Annotated in this window: 20 protein-coding genes; 12 read left to right on the top strand and 8 right to left on the bottom strand. The window is 71.7% G+C overall.

Annotation, left to right across the window (positions count from 1 at the left end; translation table 11 throughout):
• The first annotated feature begins 15 nt into the window (after positions 1-15).
• From ABZT12_RS22960 to ABZT12_RS22950, 3 genes are read left to right on the top strand one after another with little or no spacing between them, the layout of a single operon-like run.
• A complete protein-coding gene (locus tag ABZT12_RS22960) occupies positions 16-1050 on the top strand; it encodes an ABC transporter substrate-binding protein (RefSeq protein WP_356387591.1) in 1035 nt (344 codons plus the stop codon).
• A 32-nt stretch (positions 1051-1082) separates the two neighbouring features.
• Complete coding sequence (locus ABZT12_RS22955) at positions 1083-1949, top strand: ABC transporter permease (RefSeq protein WP_356387588.1); 867 nt, start codon at positions 1083-1085, stop codon at positions 1947-1949.
• Between the two features lie 36 nt (positions 1950-1985).
• Positions 1986-3239: a lactonase family protein gene (locus tag ABZT12_RS22950; RefSeq protein ID WP_356387585.1), complete on the top strand. Its 1254-nt coding sequence runs from the start codon at positions 1986-1988 to the stop codon at positions 3237-3239.
• A 90-nt stretch (positions 3240-3329) separates the two neighbouring features.
• Here the strand turns inward: ABZT12_RS22950 and ABZT12_RS22945 are convergent, their stop codons facing one another.
• The 3 genes from ABZT12_RS22945 to ABZT12_RS22935 all read right to left on the bottom strand — a co-directional run bounded on the left by ABZT12_RS22945 (position 3330) and on the right by ABZT12_RS22935 (position 5053).
• Positions 3330-3935 carry a hypothetical protein gene (locus ABZT12_RS22945; RefSeq protein WP_356387582.1) on the bottom strand — a complete coding sequence of 202 codons (606 nt, stop codon included), beginning with the start codon at positions 3933-3935 and terminating at the stop codon, positions 3330-3332.
• A gap of 72 nt (positions 3936-4007) precedes the next feature.
• On the bottom strand, positions 4008-4220 hold the full coding sequence (locus ABZT12_RS22940; protein ID WP_356387579.1) for a hypothetical protein: 213 nt from the start codon (positions 4218-4220) through the stop codon (positions 4008-4010).
• A gap of 266 nt (positions 4221-4486) precedes the next feature.
• On the bottom strand, positions 4487-5053 hold the full coding sequence (locus ABZT12_RS22935) for a methyltransferase domain-containing protein (RefSeq protein ID WP_356387576.1): 567 nt from the start codon (positions 5051-5053) through the stop codon (positions 4487-4489).
• 132 nt (positions 5054-5185) lie between these two features.
• Here ABZT12_RS22935 and ABZT12_RS22930 point away from each other — a divergent pair, with 132 nt between their 5' ends.
• Positions 5186-6457, top strand: coding sequence for a histidine kinase (locus ABZT12_RS22930; RefSeq protein ID WP_356387573.1), 1272 nt, complete (start codon positions 5186-5188; stop codon positions 6455-6457).
• Positions 6454-7170, top strand: a complete 717-nt coding sequence (locus tag ABZT12_RS22925; RefSeq protein ID WP_356387570.1) for a response regulator transcription factor — start codon at positions 6454-6456, stop codon at positions 7168-7170. The genes ABZT12_RS22930 and ABZT12_RS22925 overlap by 4 nt, the downstream gene beginning before the upstream one ends.
• 72 nt (positions 7171-7242) lie before the next feature.
• Here ABZT12_RS22925 and map read toward each other — a convergent pair whose 3' ends face one another.
• A complete protein-coding gene (gene map, locus ABZT12_RS22920) occupies positions 7243-8010 on the bottom strand; it encodes a type I methionyl aminopeptidase (RefSeq protein WP_356387567.1) in 768 nt (255 codons plus the stop codon).
• A 96-nt stretch (positions 8011-8106) separates the two neighbouring features.
• On the opposite strand from map, the gene ABZT12_RS22915 reads away from it, so the two are divergent.
• Complete coding sequence (locus ABZT12_RS22915) at positions 8107-8388, top strand: helix-turn-helix transcriptional regulator (RefSeq protein ID WP_356387564.1); 282 nt, start codon at positions 8107-8109, stop codon at positions 8386-8388.
• 46 nt (positions 8389-8434) lie between these two features.
• On the opposite strand, the gene ABZT12_RS22910 is transcribed toward ABZT12_RS22915, so the two are convergent.
• A complete protein-coding gene (locus ABZT12_RS22910; RefSeq protein ID WP_356387561.1) occupies positions 8435-9196 on the bottom strand; it encodes an SDR family NAD(P)-dependent oxidoreductase in 762 nt (253 codons plus the stop codon).
• A 191-nt stretch (positions 9197-9387) separates the two neighbouring features.
• On the opposite strand from ABZT12_RS22910, the gene ABZT12_RS22905 reads away from it, so the two are divergent.
• The 4 genes from ABZT12_RS22905 to ABZT12_RS22890 all read left to right on the top strand — a co-directional run bounded on the left by ABZT12_RS22905 (position 9388) and on the right by ABZT12_RS22890 (position 13532).
• Positions 9388-10278: a helix-turn-helix transcriptional regulator gene (locus ABZT12_RS22905; RefSeq protein WP_356387558.1), complete on the top strand. Its 891-nt coding sequence runs from the start codon at positions 9388-9390 to the stop codon at positions 10276-10278.
• A 227-nt stretch (positions 10279-10505) separates the two neighbouring features.
• A complete protein-coding gene (locus ABZT12_RS22900) occupies positions 10506-11180 on the top strand; it encodes a response regulator transcription factor (RefSeq protein ID WP_356387555.1) in 675 nt (224 codons plus the stop codon).
• A gap of 170 nt (positions 11181-11350) precedes the next feature.
• The gene (locus tag ABZT12_RS22895; RefSeq protein ID WP_356387552.1) at positions 11351-12619 is read left to right on the top strand and encodes a HAMP domain-containing sensor histidine kinase; all 1269 of its coding nucleotides are present in this window, start codon (positions 11351-11353) and stop codon (positions 12617-12619) included.
• Between the two features lie 61 nt (positions 12620-12680).
• Positions 12681-13532 (top strand): endo alpha-1,4 polygalactosaminidase, encoded by an 852-nt coding sequence (locus ABZT12_RS22890; protein ID WP_356387549.1) that lies wholly within the window; start codon positions 12681-12683, stop codon positions 13530-13532.
• A gap of 413 nt (positions 13533-13945) precedes the next feature.
• On the opposite strand, the gene ABZT12_RS22885 is transcribed toward ABZT12_RS22890, so the two are convergent.
• Complete coding sequence (locus tag ABZT12_RS22885; protein WP_356387546.1) at positions 13946-14563, bottom strand: TetR/AcrR family transcriptional regulator; 618 nt, start codon at positions 14561-14563, stop codon at positions 13946-13948.
• A 94-nt stretch (positions 14564-14657) separates the two neighbouring features.
• Between ABZT12_RS22885 and ABZT12_RS22880 the strand changes: the two genes are divergently transcribed.
• Positions 14658-15404 (top strand): SDR family oxidoreductase, encoded by a 747-nt coding sequence (locus tag ABZT12_RS22880; RefSeq protein ID WP_356387543.1) that lies wholly within the window; start codon positions 14658-14660, stop codon positions 15402-15404.
• A 142-nt stretch (positions 15405-15546) separates the two neighbouring features.
• Here ABZT12_RS22880 and ABZT12_RS22875 read toward each other — a convergent pair whose 3' ends face one another.
• Positions 15547-16410 (bottom strand): hypothetical protein, encoded by an 864-nt coding sequence (locus ABZT12_RS22875; RefSeq protein WP_356387540.1) that lies wholly within the window; start codon positions 16408-16410, stop codon positions 15547-15549.
• Positions 16411-16469: 59 nt separating this feature from the next.
• The gene (locus ABZT12_RS22870; protein WP_356387537.1) at positions 16470-17174 is read right to left on the bottom strand and encodes a GntR family transcriptional regulator; all 705 of its coding nucleotides are present in this window, start codon (positions 17172-17174) and stop codon (positions 16470-16472) included.
• Positions 17175-17338: 164 nt separating this feature from the next.
• On the opposite strand from ABZT12_RS22870, the gene ABZT12_RS22865 reads away from it, so the two are divergent.
• Positions 17339-17878, top strand: coding sequence for a YbhB/YbcL family Raf kinase inhibitor-like protein (locus ABZT12_RS22865; protein WP_356387534.1), 540 nt, complete (start codon positions 17339-17341; stop codon positions 17876-17878).
• Positions 17879-18034: the final 156 nt, after the last annotated feature.

Genomic DNA, 18034 nt, shown 5'->3' with positions numbered 1-18034 from the left:
AACAAAGGAGTTCCCATGAGACGCCGTACGACCGCTCGCTGCCTCGCCCCCGCCATCGCCGTGACCCTCGGCGCCGTCCTGCTGACCGCGTGCGGCGGCAACTCGTCCTCGGTCGGCGCGGACGGCAAGACCACCGTCTCGGTGGGTATCAGCGGCAACGTCTTCGACCTGTCCATCCGGCTGGCGGACGCGAACGGATACTTCGACAAACAGAACATCAAGATCAAGTACGTGACGCTGACCGCCTCCACGGGCACCGCCGCCCTGGAGTCGGGCTCGGTGCAGTTCCTCAACTCCAGCCCGACCGGTTTCCTGTCCGCGCTCTCCAAGAAACTCCCGGAGATCTCGATCGCCACGAACGGCGGGGGCAACCCGCTCGGCGTGGTCGTCAGCGACGAGTTCGCCAAGAAGCACCACCTCACCGCCGACACCCCGGCGGACCAGGTGGCCAAGGCCCTGGCGAGTTCGACGGCCGGTGCCAGCTCCGCCAACACCAAGGCCGAGGCGGGCATCTTCCTCAAGGCCCACGGCGTCGACCCGGGCAAGGTGAAGTGGGTCTCCCTGCCCAGCCCGGCCGCCGACAAGGCCGCCCTCACCAAGGGCGAGGTCGACTGGTTCATCACCTCCGAGCCGATCCCGCTCCAGGTGCAGCACCAGGGCGACGGCGTCGTGGTGGCCGACTCCGCCAAGGCGCCCCAGTGGGCCTACGCACAGGCCGGGTACGGCCAGGTCGTCGTGGCGAAGAAGAGCTACGCGAAGTCCGACACGGCCCTCGTGAAGGGGTTCGCCACCGCCGTCCAGCAGGCGACGGCCTACCTCGGCGCGCACAAGTCCAGCGACGGGAAGGTGCTGGCCGCGGCGCGCAAGACCCTGCCGGGCACCCCCGACGACGTACTGACCGCCTCGGTCGACCAGGTGAAGTGGCCCACCAGCGCGAAGCAGGACGCCGCCGGCTGGAAGAAGACCCTCACCTTCGTCAGGGACGGGATCGGCGCGGTGCCCGACGCGTCCATCTCCTCCGACGACTGGACCAACATCTACCTGCCGTGACACGGCCGGAGACCAATGGAAGGGAGCAGACCATGGCAACCCTCACCGACAAGGCCGTGACCGGGCCCGACACCGACACCGCGGCACCGGCCGCGAAGAGGGCGGGCGCCCGTCTGCGGAGCACCGGTTCCGTCATCGTGCTGCGGCTCCTGGTGATCGTCGTCGCCCTCGTGCTGTGGCAGGTGATGAGCGGTTCCGTCGTGCCCGAGTACGCGGTCAGCAAGCCCCTGGACGTGTACGACGCGCTGACTCACATGCTCGGCTCGGCGAGCGGCTGGAACGACATCAGGGTCACCACCGTCGAGGTGCTGGCCGGCTTCGGCCTCGGTGTCGCCGCCGGCACGGTGATGGGCCTGGTGCTGGGCTCCTTCCCGCTCCTGGGAAGGGTGCTCGAACCGCTCGTCGCGGCCGTCAACGGCATACCGAAGATCGCGCTCGCCCCGCTGTTCCTGCTGTTCTTCGGCATCGGCCCCTGGTCGAAGATCACCATCGCCATGACCGGTGTCGCCTTCGTCGTCTTCTACAACATCTATCTCGGTCTCAGGCTGCGCGAGCGCGAACTCGTGGAGGTGGTCCAGGTGATGGGCGGGCGCAGGCACCACGTCCTCGGCTACGTGACCCTGCCGACCCTCGCCGCGCCGTTCTTCGCCGCGCTGAAGACGGGCGGCCCGCTGGCCATCCTCGGTGTCATCGGCGGCGAGTTCATCGCCTCCTCCGAGGGGGTCGGGCACGAGCTGTTCACCGCCGCGCAGAACCTCGACGCGGCCGCCGAGTTCGCCGGCCTGATCGTCCTGGTCGCAATCACCCTCGCCCTCAACGCGGTGCTGAGCGCCCTCGACGGATACGCCCTCAGGCGCCTCGGCCTCGCGGGCCGCCGCCGGGCGCAACCCAAGAGCTGAACTCCCGGCCCGCGCACCAAGAAAGGGACCACCTCGATGAAGGAAGCCCCGCCTCCACCACCGTCCGCCGACCGCGGTGACCGCTCACCGCGGCGGCCCTCCCGCAGGGCCGTGCTCACCGCCCTCACCGCCGTCTCGGCGGCGACGGCCGCACCGCTGCTGTCGGCGACCCCGGCCGCGGCGGCGCGAGCCGGCCGCACCGACGACCTGCTCTACATCGGCACCTGGGGCCGGAACCAGGTGCACGCGGTGCGCTTCGACCCCGTCCGCGGCGCCATGACCCCGCTCGGGTCCGTGGCGGAGGTCAGCTCCAGCTGGGTCGCGGTCCACCCCTCCCGGCCGGTCCTCTACGTCGCCGGAGCCGAACAGGGCGGTCTCATCCGTTCCTTCGGCATCGACGACAGCACTGGCGCCCTGCGGCGGACCGGTGAGATCGGGACGGAGCCCGTACCGACCGGCAGCGGCGGGCTGTCGTACATCGGGCCCACCGGGGACGGCGAGGCACTGCTGGTCGCCGACTTCGCGGCGGGCTCGGCGGCGACCGTCTCGCTCACCGCGGACGGCGGGCTCGGCGCGGTGGCCTCCAGCGTGCGGGACACCGGCTCCGGCCCCAGCCCACGACAGGCGGCCCCGCATCCGCACCACGTGGTCATCGACCCGAGCCGCCGGTTCGCCCTGGTCGCGGACTTCGGCGCGGACCGGGTGTTCGTCTACGACTACGACCGGGCCACGCACCGGCTGTCGGCCGGCTCGACCGGTCCCGGCTCCTTCGCCACGGCACCGGGGTCGGGCCCGCGGCGGCTGGTCTTCCACCCGGACGGGCGGACGGTCCACCTGCTCAGCGAGCTCACCGCGGACCTCCGGGTCCTCAACTGGGACACGCACCAGGGGGTACTGACACAGCGTCAGCTCTTGACGACGAACGCACCGGACCACGCCGGGGCGACGAGCGCCGCCGAACTGGCCGTCAGCCGAGACGGCCGGTACGTCTACGTCTCCAACCGCGGCGACAACGCCCTGGTGGTCTTCGCGGTCGCCCGGGGGACCGGCCTGCTCACCGAGGTCCAGCGCCTGCCCTGCGGGGGTGTCACACCGTGGAGCATGACCCTGCACTCCAGCGGGCGCTGGCTGTTCGTCGCGAACGAGGCGAGCGGCAGCGTCAACCTCTTCCGCGTGCACCCGGGTTCCGGCCGGCTCACGGACACCGGCACCTCCGTGGCCGTACCCAACCCGGACTGCGTCAGCGTCCGCCACCCGCACGTCGGCGACACCGGGCCGACCCGCTCCTGACGTCAAGTCACCGACAGGCGCCGCCGGTTCACCGGTCGGCGCCCGGAGGCAGTGGTGGACGGCTCCTGCCCCGGCGGCGCCGACCGTGTGTCAGGCGTCGTAGTGGATCGTGCCGCGCAGAGCGGGTCCGCCGCCCTCGCAGTGCTGCACGAAGGTGGCGGCGAACGCCCTTGTCGCGCCGTCGTCACCGCGCGCCAGCTTGGTCACCTTGAGTTCTCCGGAGACGGTGTCGCAGCCGCGTCCGTCGCCGGAGACGTCCAGGCCGGCGACTGAGACGGCGTGACCGCGCTGCGCCCGGTAGGTGTGTCCGGCCACGAACTGTTCGCCGTCGGGCGGGGTCAGCAGCGCCGTCCCGTCCTCCCGCTTGCCGGAGACCTCGTACTGGACGCCGTCACCGTACGGGCGGAGCGAGAACGTGCTGGTGGCGCCGTGGTGCGTCCGGGCGGCGCCCTGGCCTACGCAGTCGCCGGGATCACTGGTGTAGGCGTACGAGAGAGGGTGGGCCCGGTATCTGACGACGCCCTTCAGCGTGGGCGCGGCGGCGTTCTCGCAGCGCTGGGTGTACGTGGCGTCCAGGACGGTGATCGCTCCCGACGCGGCGGCTTCGATCTGGTTGACCGAGAACTGCCCGTAGACCTCGTTGCAGCCGCGTCCGTCCCCGGAGACGTCGAGACCGGGTGAGCGCCCGGTCCGCAACGCGGCGCGCTCGGCGTCGCGGTAGACGCCGGGGTGGAGTTGCTCACCGCGCGGAGCGGCCAGGTCGACGTCTCACCACTCGTCGGCCGTCGTCACTCTGAACCGTACGTATCCCGTGTCGCCGCCGACACTGACGGTGGCCGCGGACGGCGTGAACGCGGCGACCGCACCCTGGCCGACGTAGCCACCGGCCTGGCTGGTGTAGCTGTACTTGGTCACGGCCACCGGCGCCCCGGTGGCCGCCGCGGCCGGGCCGGCCAGTCCGGTACCGAGACCGGCCGCCACCGCGAGACTCAGCGACGCGGCTCACAGTGAACGCAGCAGACCTGCGCGCCTGAGCACAGACACATGTCCTCCTTGGTCCGGGCGCCCCCACTGAACGCCCGCGACCCAGTCGTAACAAACGCCACTGACATCGATGCCCGGACTGGCGGTCCAGGGCTTGAACGGGTCGAGGTGAACGCGCCTCGGCGGGCGGCGCCCACGCCAACCCGCCTTCCTGGTAAGCCCGTTCGCTGCCGCTGCGCGTACGAAGGCAGGGGCTGCGCGCGTCACGGCGTCCAGGTGGCCCGGTGCACGAAGGCCGGCGGGAGGTTGGGCCATATCACGGGCGACCGCTCCAACCGGGCGAAGCGGCACGCCAGTTCGGCGGCGAAGTGACGGGCGGGCGGTGTCCGGGCCGCGTGCAGGTAGGCGAAGGTGGTGAACCGTCCGTCAGGGGCGAGGACTTCGGTCACGGCGTCCAGGATGCGGCCGCGCCGTTCCCGCGACATGACCGTCCACGGCAGCCCGGAGACCACCGCGTCGACCGGTCCGCTCACCGTGGGGGCCAGTTCGGCGGCCGAACCCCGCACCACGGTCAGCCGTGCGTCATCCCGGGCGGCCGCCAGCCGTGCCGCGAGCACCGGATTGAGCTCGACCGCGACGAGCCGGGCGTCGGACGGCAGCCGGGCGAGGATGGCGTCCGTGAACACCCCTGTTCCCGGACCCAGTTCGACAACGAGCCGGGCCCGCTCCAGACCGATGCCCTCGGTCATCGCGCGGGCCAGCCGACGTGAACTGGGCGCCACGGCACCGGTCATGAGGGGCCGTCGGAGAAACTCGGTGGTGATCGACATGCGGGCCATGCTGGAAGCGCGCCGGGTGGCCGCACGTCGTATGCCCGGCCGGTGGGCGTACGACCGCGGGAGGACCCCGGGACGCCCCGCAGGATGACGCGGCGCAGCCTGCCGCGGCCATAGCGTGGGCGGGTGCATCACCTGATGGAGACCTTTCCCCGCCTGCGGCGCGGCCACCCGCGGCTGACGGACCTCCTGCTGGTCGTGCTGGTGGCCGTACCGCCGGGGATCCGTTCCGAGCCGGGCTGGCGCCCGGTGTGGGTACAGGCGGGCGTGTACGTCGCCATGGTGCTGCCCCTGCTGTGGCGCCGTCGCCGGCCGGTCCTCGTCGCGGCAGTGGTGACGGCGGCCTTCTGGGCGCAGTACCTCGGACACGTGTGGGGCCTGGAACCGGGGCGCGGCGCCGTCGCCCTGGCCGCGGTCCTGGCCACCCTCACCGTGCGCGGACTGCGCCGCGCCGCCGCCCTGACGGTGGTCGCTGCCGCCGGCTGCGTAGCGCTGTGGATCCCCGCGTGGCAGCGGGAGTACGCGGGTCCGGGCGCCCGCGGTGGCTGGCTCACCCCCCTCGCCGTGGCGCTGCTGCTGGCCGGCGCCTGGGTGTTCGGCGAGTACGTCCGGGCCAGGCGTGCCTACCGCGCCGAGCGGGAGCGGCGGGCCGCTCTCGTCGCATCGGAGCGCCTGGCCCTGGCCCGGGTCGCCGTGGCCGAGGAACGGGCGCGTATCGCCCGCGAGATCCACGACGTCCTCGCGCACAGCGTGAGCGTGATGGTGGTCAACGCCGAGGGCGGCAGGATGATGCGCCATGTCGACCCCGACGCCGTCGACCGCGCCCTCGACGTCATCGGCGCGACCGGCCGCGAGGCACTCGGTGAACTCCGGCGCCTGCTGGCGGTGTTGCGTACGCCCGGGACCGACGCGCCAGCGGACAGAGGTCCGGCCAACGACAGCGGCCCCGCCCCCGGCGCGCTCCCACCGTCCCTCGCGGCCGACCTGGGCCGGTTGATCGACCGCTTCAACACCGGCGGCCCCCGCGCCCGGCTCGACCTCCACGGCGAGCAGGGTGGCCTTCCCGCGGACCTCACCGCGCAGACGTACCGCATCGTGCAGGAGGCGCTCACCAACGTCGTCAAGCACGCGCCGCCGGACGCCACGATCCGCGTCCGGGTCGACATCGGTGCGCGGGGGCCCGGGCGGCTCGTCCGTGTTCAGGTGGACAACTCAGCCGGAGCCGGAGCCGTCGAGGAACGTCCCGTTCCGTTGCCCTCCTCCGGTCGCGGGCTCTCCGGCATGCGCGAACGCACCGCGCTGTACGGCGGGAGCGTCGACGCCGGGCCCACGTGGGAGGGCGGTTACCGGGTGGCCGCCACCCTGCGCGTGGCCGAGCCCGTCACGGCGGCCCCATGACCGGCCCGAGCCCCACCCCGTCGCTGGTCCCCGGCCCGTCCCCGTCGCCGCTCCGGATACTGATCTGCGACGACCAAGAGCTGATCCGGATGGGGCTGCGCATGGTCGTCGACAGCCAGCCCGACCTCACCGTGGTGGGCGAGGCCGCCGACGGCGACGCGGCGATCGCCGGCGCCGCCGCCCTGAAGCCGGACCTGGTCCTGATGGACGTACGCATGCCCGGTCTGGACGGACTCGGCGCGACCGAGCAGCTCTGCGCACAGCCCCACGGGCCCCGGATCCTCGTCGTCACCACTTTCGACCTGGACGAGTACGCCTACGCGGCCCTGCGTGCCGGCGCCAACGGCTTCCTCGTCAAGGACGCCCCGGCGGAGGAGATCCTGGTGACCGTACGGGCGGTGCTGCGGGGCGACGTCATGGTGGCGCCCTCGCTCACCCGACGCCTGGTCGAACGTTTCGTTCTGCACGCGTCCGCCGCCGCCTCAACACCGGCCCAGCGCAGCCGCCTCGCCACACTCACCGAGCGGGAACGAGAGGTCCTCGCCCTGGTCGCCCGGGGCCTGGCCAACGGCGAGATCGCGGCCCGCCTCTTCGTCGGGGAGACGACCGTCAAGACCCACCTGGGCCGCATCCTGACCAAGCTCGGCCTCCGTGACCGTATCCACGCGGTGATCTTCGCCTACGAGAGCGGGCTGGTACGGGTGGGGGACTGACGGGCGAAGGGTGACGGCAGGACGGCGTCCGGTTCCCGACGACGCCCGCCCGACTTCCTGCCCCGCACTGTTCTACGGGCGCCGGGTGAGTACGAGCGGGCCGGTCTCGGTGATGGCGACCGTGTGCTCGGAGTGAGCGGTGCGCGAGCCGTCGGCCGAGCGGATCGTCCAGCCGTCCGGGTCAAAGACGATCTTGTCGGTGCCGGCCGCGAACCAAGGCTCGATCGCGATCGTCAGGCCGGGACGCAGCTTCCAACCCCGGCCTGGGCGACCGTCGTTGGGGATGTGGAGGTCCTCGTGCATCGTGCGGCCGATACCGTGGCCGCCGAACTCCAGGTTGACCGGATAGCCGTACTCGGCGGCGACCGCGCCGATGGCCGCCGAGATGTCCCCGAGCCTGTTGCCCGGCTGGGCGACCTTGATCGCGGCTTCCAGGGCGACCTCGGTGGCCTCGATCAGCCGCAGGTCCTCCTCGGCCGGGGTGCCGACGACCACGGAGTGGGCCGAGTCAGCGGCCCAGCCGTCGATGGCCACCGCCATGTCCATGGACAGCAGGTCCCCGTCGCGCAGCCTGTAGCTGTGCGGCAACCCGTGCAGCACGGCGTCGTTGACCGACAGGCACACCACGTTCCGGAACGGCCCCTTGCCGAACGAGGGTTCGTAGTCCCAGTAGCAGGACTCCGCGCCGCGCTCCTTGATCCGGCGGCGAGCGTGCTGCTCCAGGTCGAGCAGGTTGACACCCACGGCCGCGAGGTCAGCGAGCTCGGCCAGCACCTGGCCGACGAATGCTCCCGTGACGTGCATACGCTCGATGTCTCTGGGGGATTTGTGCTCGATCACTGCGGTTCTCGATTCTCCGGAGCCCTGACAGGTATATTTATACCAGGCGTGGGGGAGGCGGTTGCCGCCAGAGATCGGCCGCCCTAGCATGAGCGCATGGTTCGCCACCCACTCGCCCCAGAACAGATCGAGGCGGGCCGACGTCTCGGAGTTGCGTTGCGCTCCGCCCGGGCCGGACGCAGCCCCGTCGAGGTGGCCCTGGCGGCAGAGATCTCGCCGGAGACCCTCCGCAAGATCGAGACCGGTCGGCTGCCGACGCCCGCGTTCGGCACGATCGTCCGGCTCAGCGAGGTACTCGGCGTACCGCTCTCCGAACTCGCCCTCATCTGGCGCTTCGATCCCGCCCAGTCGGATCCCGCCCTGAGCAAGGCCTCCTAGCCACCGCCCCGAGCAGTATGGGCAGTTGCTGTTCCAGCCGGGGGTGTCAGCCCTGGCGGGCGGGGAGCATGGCCAGCGCCTTCGACCGCTGTGCGACGAGGTCGGCGTAGGTGCCGTCGCGCTCGGCCCAGCGGTGCATGAGAACGCGCTCGACCAGGATCTCGTTCGGCGTGGGTTCCAGTGCGAGCAACCGCATGACCTCGGCGGCGAAGTCGTCGAGCGGCAGCGCGTTGGGGTTCGCCTTCTCCTGTCCCGCCGTGGCGACGGCCGGGGGGACGAGCTCGACCACCTCGACGCCGGTGCCGTCGAGTTGCGCGCGCAGCGCCTCGGAGTAGGCGTGCACGGCGGCCTTCGAGGCGGCATACGTGGGCATGGGCGGGAACGGCAGGAAGGCGATGCCGGAGGTGACGGTCACGAAGGTGCCGGAGCCGCGTGCGACCAGGTGCGGGGTGAAGGCGTCGATGACCCGGATGGTGCCGACCACGTTGGTGTCGAGGGTCGTCCGCGCCGCCTCGAAGTGGGCCGGGTCGCGCAGGTCCTCCAGGAGCATGACGCCCGACATGGTCACGACGGTGTCCAGCTCGGGGTACTGGGCGAGTACGGCGTCGCGGGCACGGGCGACGGAGTCACCATCGGTGACGTCGACGCGGAATGCGGCGATGCCCTCGTCGGCGAGTTCGGCGCGGGTGTCCGCGCTGCGACCGCCCACGGCCACGGTGCTGCCCGCCGCGGCGAAGCGCCGGGCCAGTTCCCGGCCGATGCCGGTTGTGCCGCCGACGATGAGTACGGTGCGGTGGGAGAGGTCCACGAGGTCGCTCCTTGCGGTTCGGGGCACCGACGGCGGTCAGGCCGGCGGCACCGTTCAGCGGTGATCCCTGTCCTCGTCGAACAGCGATACCGCGAGTCTCGGCGGTGTCCACCGACCGTGGCAGTACCCCCCTGCTCCCTGGTCCTGCCAGGGCCCCCTCTGCGACGCGCGCACCGCCTTACGGTGGACGTATGAAGGACGAGGGATCCGACAACCGACTCGGCAGCTATCTCCGCGCCCGACGTGAGCTGGTCTCGCCGGAGCGGGCGGGGCTTCCGCCCGGCGGCAACCGGCGCGTCCCCGGGCTGCGCCGCGAGGAAGTCGCCCTGCTGGCCGGCATCAGCCCCGACTACTATCTGCGCCTGGAGCGGGGCCGCGACAACAATCCCTCGCAGCAGGTCCTCGAAGCACTCGCACGCGTCCTGTGTCTCGACGACGTCGAGCGGACGTATCTGCTCGGCCTCACGGCAGCCCGCCCCAGGGCGCCGCGCCGCAAGCGACCCGAGCACGTACCGGCGAGAGTGCACCACCTCCTCGCCCACCTGCCGATGCCCGCGTTCGTCGAAGGCCGCGCCTTCGACGTCCTGGCCGCCAACTCCCTGGCCGTCGCCTTCTCCCCGCGTCTGCGGCCCGGCCAGAACCGGCTGCGCTCCCTCTTCCTCGATCCCGAGGAGAAAGCCTTCCACCAGGACTGGGCGAAAGCCGCCGCCGGCTTCGTCGCCGCACTGCGCACCACCATCGGGGACGACACCGACAACCCCAGATTCGTCGAACTGGTCGGTGAACTCGCCCTGTCCAGCCAGCACTTCAGGACCCTGTGGGCCCGGCACGACGTCCGCGCCCTCGACGGTGGCACCACCACCGTCCACCACCCCGTCGTCGGTGACCTACGCCTCCACCGCGACAAACTCCCCATCGACGACGTCATCCTCGTCGTCTACTACCCCGACAAGGACAGCGACAGCGACGAGAAACTGCGACTCCTCGCCGCCCTCTCACCCACCCGAGCCACGGAACCGACCGAACACACCGACCAAGCGCACAGCAGGCCGACGCGGACGCCGCACCCGAAGACACCCTGACGACCGCCGGCCGTCCGTCGGCACGGCGGTCGACCGCGTGCCGGCCCGAACGGGCGCACTCCGCCGGGCTCTTGCCGCCCATGCCGCCCATGGGCCGCGGCGATGCCTTCGGGAGAGGACTGCCTACTATGGGCTTCCTCGCCGGTCCCCACGTACCGGCCCGTGGAGCCGGCGTGCACCCACCTCACCCCGCGCGCTGACCCGAGCCTCAAGGACAAATCAGAATCATGCGTGTGCTCCTGGTCGAGGACGAAGAGGACCTTCGGTATGTGATCCAGGCGGGCTTGCGGAACGCCGGTTACGCCGTCGATGCCGTATCCGACTGGCCGGACGCGGACGTCATGCTCGACCTCGCGCCCTACAGCTGTGTGGTGCTCGACCGCATGGTGCCGTCCGGGGACACCCTGTACGCGCTTCAGGAGCGCCGTCGCCGAGGCTGGACCACGCCCGTTCTCTGCCTGACGGCCCTGAACGAGGTCCCGGACCGGGTGGACGGCTTCCGTTCCGGCGCCGACGACTACCTGGCGAAACCCTTCGCCATGGTGGAACTGGTGCTACGCGTCGGCAGCCTCGTCCGCCGGGCGCCCGAGCGGCGGCCCGCCCAACTGCGCCACCAGGACGTCGAGTTGGACGAGGCCCGGCGAGAGGTGCGCCGCGCCGGTGTGCTGCTGTCCCTGACACCCAAGGAGTACGCGGTCCTGCGCCAACTCCTGCTGCACCGGGACGAGGTGGTCACGCGCACCACCCTGATCGACCACTGCTGGGACGAGATGGCCGACCCCGTCTCGAACGTCGTCGACGCGGTCGTCGCCGGCCTGCGCCGCAAACTCGGCGCGCCCGCCCTCATCCAGACCGTGCGCGGTCACGGCTTCCAGCTCACCGCCGGCGCGACCCCGTCATGACGGACGTCCCGGACGCGGAGCGCACAGCGAAACGTGCGCGCCGCGCGTCCCGACGTCCGGTCCTGCGGCGGCTGCTGAGGACCCAGGGTGCCCGAAGTGCCGGCACGCCGCGGAACACGCGGCCCTCCCCGGCCCGCAGGCGCCTGGGCCGTCTCCAGCGGCGGCTCACCGTGGCGTACACGCTGATCACCCTGGCCGGGGTGGGGGCGCTGTCCTGGCTGGTGATCCACACGGACGGACGGTCCTGGCAGTCCGCCGCATACGAGGAGATGCGCCGCCGGGCGGCCGTGACCGCCTCGCTGATCTACTACACCGACGCCGGGATCCAGCTCGACGGTCTGTACGACGACGACGCGACCAGCGGCCGTTCCCAGGTGCTCGTGCTCCAGGCGCGCGGCGACGCACTGCGGCGCGTGTTCACCTCGCGCGGCAAGGTACCGGCTGCCGAGGCGGACACGATCACCCGGGTCGCGCGCACGGCGATGACCCGCGACGACACCGTGCGCACACAGAGCCGTACGAGTGCGGGACGCCTGGAGTACCTGCTGGCACTGCCTTTCTACGACGACTCGACGCAGAAGGTCTCGGGCGCCGTGGTCGTGGTCGGTGACCCCGGGAAAGGACGGGCCGAACACCGTCGGCTGACGCTGGCGGTGCTGTCCGGTTCCGGGCTGCTGGTCCTGCTCGCGGCCGGCACCGGGCATGTGCTGTCCGGGCGGAGCCTGCGCCCGGCATGGGAAGCGCTCGACGCCCAGGAGCGGCTCCTCGCGGACGCGGCACACGAACTGCGTACGCCGGTCGCGGTGATGCGCGGCTCCGTGGACATCGCGGACGCCGACCCGGACGGCCTGCACGCGCACCTGCCGCGCCTGCGGCGGGCCACGGACCGCATGACGGACGTGGTCGACAACATCCTCACCCGCGGCCGGCTCCAGGCGGCGCACACCTTCCGCCCCGTCCCGCTCCGCCTGGACCAGCTGGTGGAGCAGATCTGCGGGGAACTGCCGCCCTCCCAGCACACGGTGACGCCGTACCTCGACCCGTCGGTGGTGACCGCCGATCCGGAGCTGGTGCGGATCGCGGTGCGCAATCTGATCGCCAACGCGCTGCGCCACGGACGGACTCCCGGCGACCCGCGGGACCGGGCCGAGGTCGACATCAGCGTCCGGGGCGCGGCGGTGACGGTCGCCGACCGGGGCGTCGGGGTCGATCCGGACGGCCTGCCCGGTCTGCTGGTCCGGTTCCGTTCCCCCGGCGGCGGTACGGGCATCGGGCTGTCGCTGGTGCGGGAGGTCGCGGTCGCGCACGGGGGAGAGGTCACCGTACAGCGGCGGCCCGGCGGCGGATCGGCCTTCGTGCTCACCCTCGGGCCCACGCAGCGGCCGACGGGACACCGCCGGGCATCAGGGCGTTCCCCGGACCAGGATCCCGCCTCATGAATTCCTCACGGTTCCCGGTCCACGCTGTGCGCACCAGCACATACCTTGCACAGGAGTCCGTGTGTCGAAGCACTCCGCCGTACCCTTCCTCCGCCGCAGAAGCACCGTCGCCGCCGCGGCCGTCGGCGCCGCCGCCGCCCTGGGGACCGGCCTGACGCTGTCCAACGTCTTCGCGACCACCACGGCCGCGCCGAAGGTGGTCCTCCCCACGGCCAACGCCACGTTCGACTACCAGATCGGCGCGGCGTACACCCCGGCAAAGGGCGTGACCGCCGTGTCGCGCGACCGGTCGGCCAAGCCCGCGAAGGGCCTCTACAACGTGTGCTACGTCAACGCGTTCCAGGCGCAGCCCGACGCGCTGAGCTGGTGGGAGAAGAAGTACCCCGACCTGATCCTGCGTGACAAGAACAACCGCCCGGTGATCGACGAGGACTGGGACGAGGCGCTTCTCGACACGTCCACGGCGGACAAGCGCACCCGTCTCGCCAAGGTGGTCGGCGAGTGGGTGGACGGCTGCGCCAAGAGCGGCTTCCAGGCCGTGGAACCGGACAACCTCGACTCCTATGACCGGTCGGGCGGTCGTCTGACCAAAGCGCACAACGCGGCTTTCGCCAAGCTCCTCGCCGACCGGGCGCACGCCGCGGGACTCGCCATCGGGCAGAAGAACACCGCCGACCTGCTGTCGGACCGCACGAAGATCGGCTTCGACTTCGCCGTCGCCGAGGAGTGCGGCCAGTACAACGAGTGCGGCGATTTCGCCAAGGCGTACTCGAACCGTGTCTTCGTGATCGAGTACGAGGACAGCGGCTTCAAACGGGCCTGCGCGGGCTTCGGCACCAAGCTCAGCATCGTCCAGCGCGACCTCGACGTCACCGCCCGCGGCTCCGACGACTACGTCTTCCGCACCTGCTGACACGCGCGCACCGGACCACCGTAGGGCACACGCCGCCTCACTCGTTCTCGTTCCGAGGGCGGGCCGCCTTGGACGTCGGGGCGGCGTCGACGGCTCCCGCCCGATCGATCAGGACGGGACAGCCGAACCCCCCGCGGGCAACCGCCGGGGGTTCTTCCGGCCACGGTAGGCGGCCACGGCAGGTGCCTTGGCGAACAGGCCCGCGAAGGCGAGCGGGACGAGCGAGGAGAGCGCGAAGGATCTACGAACTCCCCGCAATCCAGGGCGGGTTGAGTGCCGCCGCGAGATGTCGTGGCCGGCACGGACGCTTCGCGGTCCGTGCCCCGCCTCGTCGACCGCTGCCCGACCGGCCCCAAACGGGCGACGGCCGGGACAGCCAGGTGGACGGCGACACCGAAGGAAACCCTCGGCCGTCAGGCAGCCGGCCAGCTCCGCAAGGCCATGTCGGCCACCTGCTGGAGGGCGTCGCGGGTGGCACCGCCGGCCGCTTGGACGGCGATGCCGTTCGCCACGGTCATGAGGTAGCGGGCCAGTACTTCGGGATCGGTGCCGGAGGGCAGGTCGCCCTGGTCGACGGCTTGCCGGAACCGGTCGCGGAGGAGGGCGGTGTGCTCGTTGCGCCAGGTGACGAGGGCGTCGCGGGCGCTGCTTCCCAGGTCGCCCGCGGCGAGGGACCCCTGGACACCCAGGCATCCCGTGGGGCAGCCGGGCCGGGTGCTGGCCCGGACGGAACCGACGAGGAACGCGGCGGCCACCTGTCGGGCGGTCGGTTCCAGCAGGGCCCGTGCCCCGTATGAGGCGGGACCCTCGGTGTAGCGCTCCAGGGCCTTGCGGAACAGGTTCTCCTTGTTGCCGAAGGCCGCGTACATGCTGGTGCGGGTGATGCCCATGGCGTGGGTCAGATCGGTGAGGCTGGTGCCTTCGTAGCCCTGCGCCCAGAAGACCCGCATGGCGTGTTCGAGGGCCACGTCGGCGTCGAAACCCCTCGGCCGTCCGATCGGTGCCTTCTGCCGCGTCTCCGTGCGCTCCATGCGAGCCATCCTACCTCTTCCGTACTGATCGGTGCAGATGTGCTACGTTCTCGTTCAGTACCGATCGGTACCGAACTTTGTGGAGGTCATTCATATGGGACAGCTTGAGGGCAAGACCGCCGTCGTCACGGGCGGCGGCACCGGGATCGGCCTGGCCGCCGCTGTCCGGCTGGCGGCCGAGGGCGCGCACGTGTTCATCACCGGCCGGCGCAAGGCCGTGCTGGACGCGGCTGTCGAGGCCATCGGCCCGGCGAGCGCGACCCCGGTGGTGGGTGACATCTCCGACCTGGCCGACCTGGACCGGCTCTACGACACGGTCCGCGCCCGAGGCCGTGGCCTGGACGTGCTGTTCGCCAACGCGGGCATCGCGTCGTTCGCCACCCTGGAGGAGGTCACCGAGGAACACTTCGACGAGACCTTCGGCGTCAACGTCCGAGGCACGTTGTTCACGGTGCAGAAGGCGCTGCCCCTGCTGAACGACGGCGCGTCGGTGATCCTGAACTCCTCGGTGCGCGCCGACGACGGGGTCGCGGCCTTCGGCACCTACGCGGCGTCCAAGGCGGCGATACGGTCCTTCGCCCGGACCTGGGCCAACGAACTCAAGGGCCGCGGCATCCGGGTCAACGCGATCTCCCCGGGCACCATCGACACTCCCGGCCTCGACGCCGTGGTGGAGGGGGACACGCCCGTCACCAAGTCCCAGTTCGCCGCCGGTGTCCCACTGGGCCGGATCGGACGCCCGGAAGAGGTCGCCGAGGTGGTGGCATTCCTCGCTACCGCGCGGAGCGGCTTCATCCTCGGAGCCAACCTGTACGTCGACGGCGGCGAGAACCAGCTCTGACCCACGGATCACAACTCGATTGCCCAACAAAGCAGTTGCCAGACAGAGCGACCGCTGGGACGGAAGCCGCGGACTTTCGCGGATCAATGCGCCCGTCTCCTGGCCCCGTCCCCGTCCCCGTCCCCGGCCCCGGTCCCGGCCCTCAGTCCTTGCCGAAGTGGACCGCGGGGAAGGCGCCCGCTGCTCTGAGGGTCCTGGAGAAGCCACCGGCCAGTTCGGTGAGGCGTGCGGTGGCGGCCGGGCCGAGATGGTCGTACGGGGCGGCGTCGAGGCGGTCGGTGAGTACCTCGGTCTCGCCGCGCAGGGCCGCGCCCGCCCGCGTCAGGTCGCCCGCCCCGTCCAGCAGGCCGCGCTCGCGCAACCGGTCCCGGGCGGTGTCCCATTGCCGCGCGGACCACCCGCGGGTCCGCATGAACAGTGCCGAAGTCGGCGCCGTGCCGGTGGCGTTGTGCAGGACCAGCGCCTCGATGCCGGACAGCCCGGCGACGGCCAGGGCGGCGAGGTGACCGTCCCCGCGGTGCTCGCGCAGCAGCGTCGCGGCGTGCCACAGGGCCAGATGCGGTTCCTCGGGTACGGGCAGCTCGGCGTTGGCGGCGTACAGCGGCCGTGCCTCCCGGCGGCACGCTTCGGTAGCGTGCAGCGCCAGTTCGGCGGCCTCGGTCATTGCCTTGGTCGTGAGGGCCTCCTCCCCGAGCAGCCGCCGCAGCGTCCGGTGCGCGCCGCGCAGTCGGGCCGTGAGCACCGCCTCCGGTGTGGTGACGGCCCACGCGGCGGGGACGTAACGGCGTACGTGCTCGGGGTTGAAGTTGTAGAACGTCGCTGTGACGGTGCCCGCGCCGACGACCCCGAGCGGTGCCGCGCGGCCCGCGAGGTAGGCCATGGGTCCGCGCTCCAGTCCGAGTGCCGTGAGTTCGTCCCCCGGCTCCGCCGCGAAGTACACACATGCGTGCAGCGGGCTGACGGCGTTGTGGCAGTGGCGGCCCGTGCTCGCCTCGAAGGAAGTCATGCTGTGGCTCCGGTGTCAGTGATCAGGTGTGGCCGTGCGGACAGGTGGGCGGGCACTCATCAGGCTTCGTTCGCGGGTCGCTGCTGGGGGCGGTCGGTCAGGCCGGCCGCGGTCTGGGTGAGGTGCTGGGTCAGGACCTCGGCCGCGGTGTCGGCATCGCGGGCGAGTACGGCCTCTTCCAGCCGGCGGTGCTCCAGGGCGCCGTCCCGGTCGGGGTTGCGGTGCGCCGACCAGCGGCGGGCCAGCTCGCTCGCGGTCCACATCCGGTCGAACGTCTCCAGCAGGACGAGGTTGTCGCACGCCTCCAACAGGGTGCGGTGGAAGACCCGATGGGCTTCGGCCCATGCGCCGCTGTAGTGCTCGCCCTCCTCCGGGGTGTACGCCGGGGTGCGGGCCAGACGGTGGTGGGCGGCACGTACGCGGGCTTCCCAGTCCACGTCGCCGCGTTCGACGGCCATGCGCAGCATGACCGGTTCGATGGTCCGGCGGGCCTCCGCGATCTCCTGCCAGCGGCGGTCGGAGAAGGCCGGGACGGCGAAGCCGCGGTTGGGCAGCCGGTCGGCGAGGCCCTCGCCGACCACCCGCACCAGCGCCTCGCGCACGACGGCCAGGCTCACGCCCTGCTCTTTGGCGAGGTCCTGGGGTTTGAGGGCGTCACCCGGGGCGTGATCCCCGCGCATGATCGCGTCCCGCAGGTGTGTGTAGACCTGTTCGGAGAGCATCTGCTTCCCCGCCGAGGGCGAGGGGTGGGTCGTCTGCGTCATGCCTACACAATAGACGATCGAGAAGATAATCGATTATCGATGTTATGGTCGATCTCGGTGACGGACATGAGATGCGACCGCGGTGCCTCCTCGGGCCGCTGCGGCGGCACCTTCGTCGACCGCGTCACCGCCACCCCACAGCACGGCCTGAAAGGAACGACGCCATGAGCTCCAACGACCCCTTCGCCCGCCTCCCCGAGGCGGCCGCCTTCACCGTCGTCAGCACCACCGTCGCCGACGGCGACGCCTGGCCGATCGAGCAGTACTCCGGCCTCTCCGGGGTTCCCGGCGGAAAGGACGTCTCCCCGCAGCTGTCCTGGAGCGGCGCTCCGGAAGGCACCAGGAGCTACGCCGTGACCGTCTACGACCCCGACGCCCCCACCGGCTCCGGGTTCTGGCACTGGGCGGTCGCCGACATCCCCGCCACCGTCACCGAGCTGCCCGAAGGCGTCGGCGACGACACCGGCTCGGGTCTGCCCGAGACCGCCTTCCAGCTGCCCAACGACGCCCGCGCCGCCCGCTTCATCGGCGCCGCCCCGCCGGCCGGACACGGCCCGCACCGCTACTTCACCGTGGTGCACGCCCTCGACGTCGACACCATCGGCGTCCCCGCCGACGCCACACCGGCCGCTCTCGGCTTCACCATGGCCGGCCACATCCTCGGCCGCGCGGTCCTGACCACCACCGCAGAGACCTCCGCCTGACGCGGGCCCTCTTCCTGGTCCACGTTCGGCGGAGGCGTTGACCCCGCAGGCAACTGGCTGACCGCTCACCACGCCTCCGGTCCGCAGCCGGAGGGGTGGGCCGGGTTCGTCCGCTCGTCCGGCCGCGGATGTCTGGGGCCGTCAGTGCTCGGTCCG

The organism is Streptomyces sp. NPDC005423 (assembly GCF_040606415.1).
Lineage (GTDB): Bacteria > Actinomycetota > Actinomycetes > Streptomycetales > Streptomycetaceae > Streptomyces.
This window is presented reverse-complemented; position numbering and strand designations above follow the sequence as displayed.

What these genes read in the sequence shown, in the direction of transcription:
- ABZT12_RS22960 (WP_356387591.1), top strand. Translation starts at nt 16, where the DNA reads ATGAGACGCCGTACGACCGCTCGCTGCCTCGCCCCCGCCATCGCCGTG.
- ABZT12_RS22955 (WP_356387588.1), top strand. Translation starts at nt 1,083, where the DNA reads ATGGCAACCCTCACCGACAAGGCCGTGACCGGGCCCGACACCGACACC.
- ABZT12_RS22950 (WP_356387585.1), top strand. Translation starts at nt 1,986, where the DNA reads ATGAAGGAAGCCCCGCCTCCACCACCGTCCGCCGACCGCGGTGACCGC.
- ABZT12_RS22935 (WP_356387576.1), bottom strand. Translation starts at nt 5,053, where the DNA reads ATGTCGATCACCACCGAGTTTCTCCGACGGCCCCTCATGACCGGTGCC.
- ABZT12_RS22925 (WP_356387570.1), top strand. Translation starts at nt 6,454, where the DNA reads ATGACCGGCCCGAGCCCCACCCCGTCGCTGGTCCCCGGCCCGTCCCCG.
- ABZT12_RS22915 (WP_356387564.1), top strand. Translation starts at nt 8,107, where the DNA reads ATGGTTCGCCACCCACTCGCCCCAGAACAGATCGAGGCGGGCCGACGT.
- ABZT12_RS22905 (WP_356387558.1), top strand. Translation starts at nt 9,388, where the DNA reads ATGAAGGACGAGGGATCCGACAACCGACTCGGCAGCTATCTCCGCGCC.
- ABZT12_RS22900 (WP_356387555.1), top strand. Translation starts at nt 10,506, where the DNA reads ATGCGTGTGCTCCTGGTCGAGGACGAAGAGGACCTTCGGTATGTGATC.
- ABZT12_RS22885 (WP_356387546.1), bottom strand. Translation starts at nt 14,563, where the DNA reads ATGGAGCGCACGGAGACGCGGCAGAAGGCACCGATCGGACGGCCGAGG.
- ABZT12_RS22880 (WP_356387543.1), top strand. Translation starts at nt 14,658, where the DNA reads ATGGGACAGCTTGAGGGCAAGACCGCCGTCGTCACGGGCGGCGGCACC.
- ABZT12_RS22875 (WP_356387540.1), bottom strand. Translation starts at nt 16,410, where the DNA reads ATGACTTCCTTCGAGGCGAGCACGGGCCGCCACTGCCACAACGCCGTC.
- ABZT12_RS22870 (WP_356387537.1), bottom strand. Translation starts at nt 17,174, where the DNA reads ATGACGCAGACGACCCACCCCTCGCCCTCGGCGGGGAAGCAGATGCTC.
- ABZT12_RS22865 (WP_356387534.1), top strand. Translation starts at nt 17,339, where the DNA reads ATGAGCTCCAACGACCCCTTCGCCCGCCTCCCCGAGGCGGCCGCCTTC.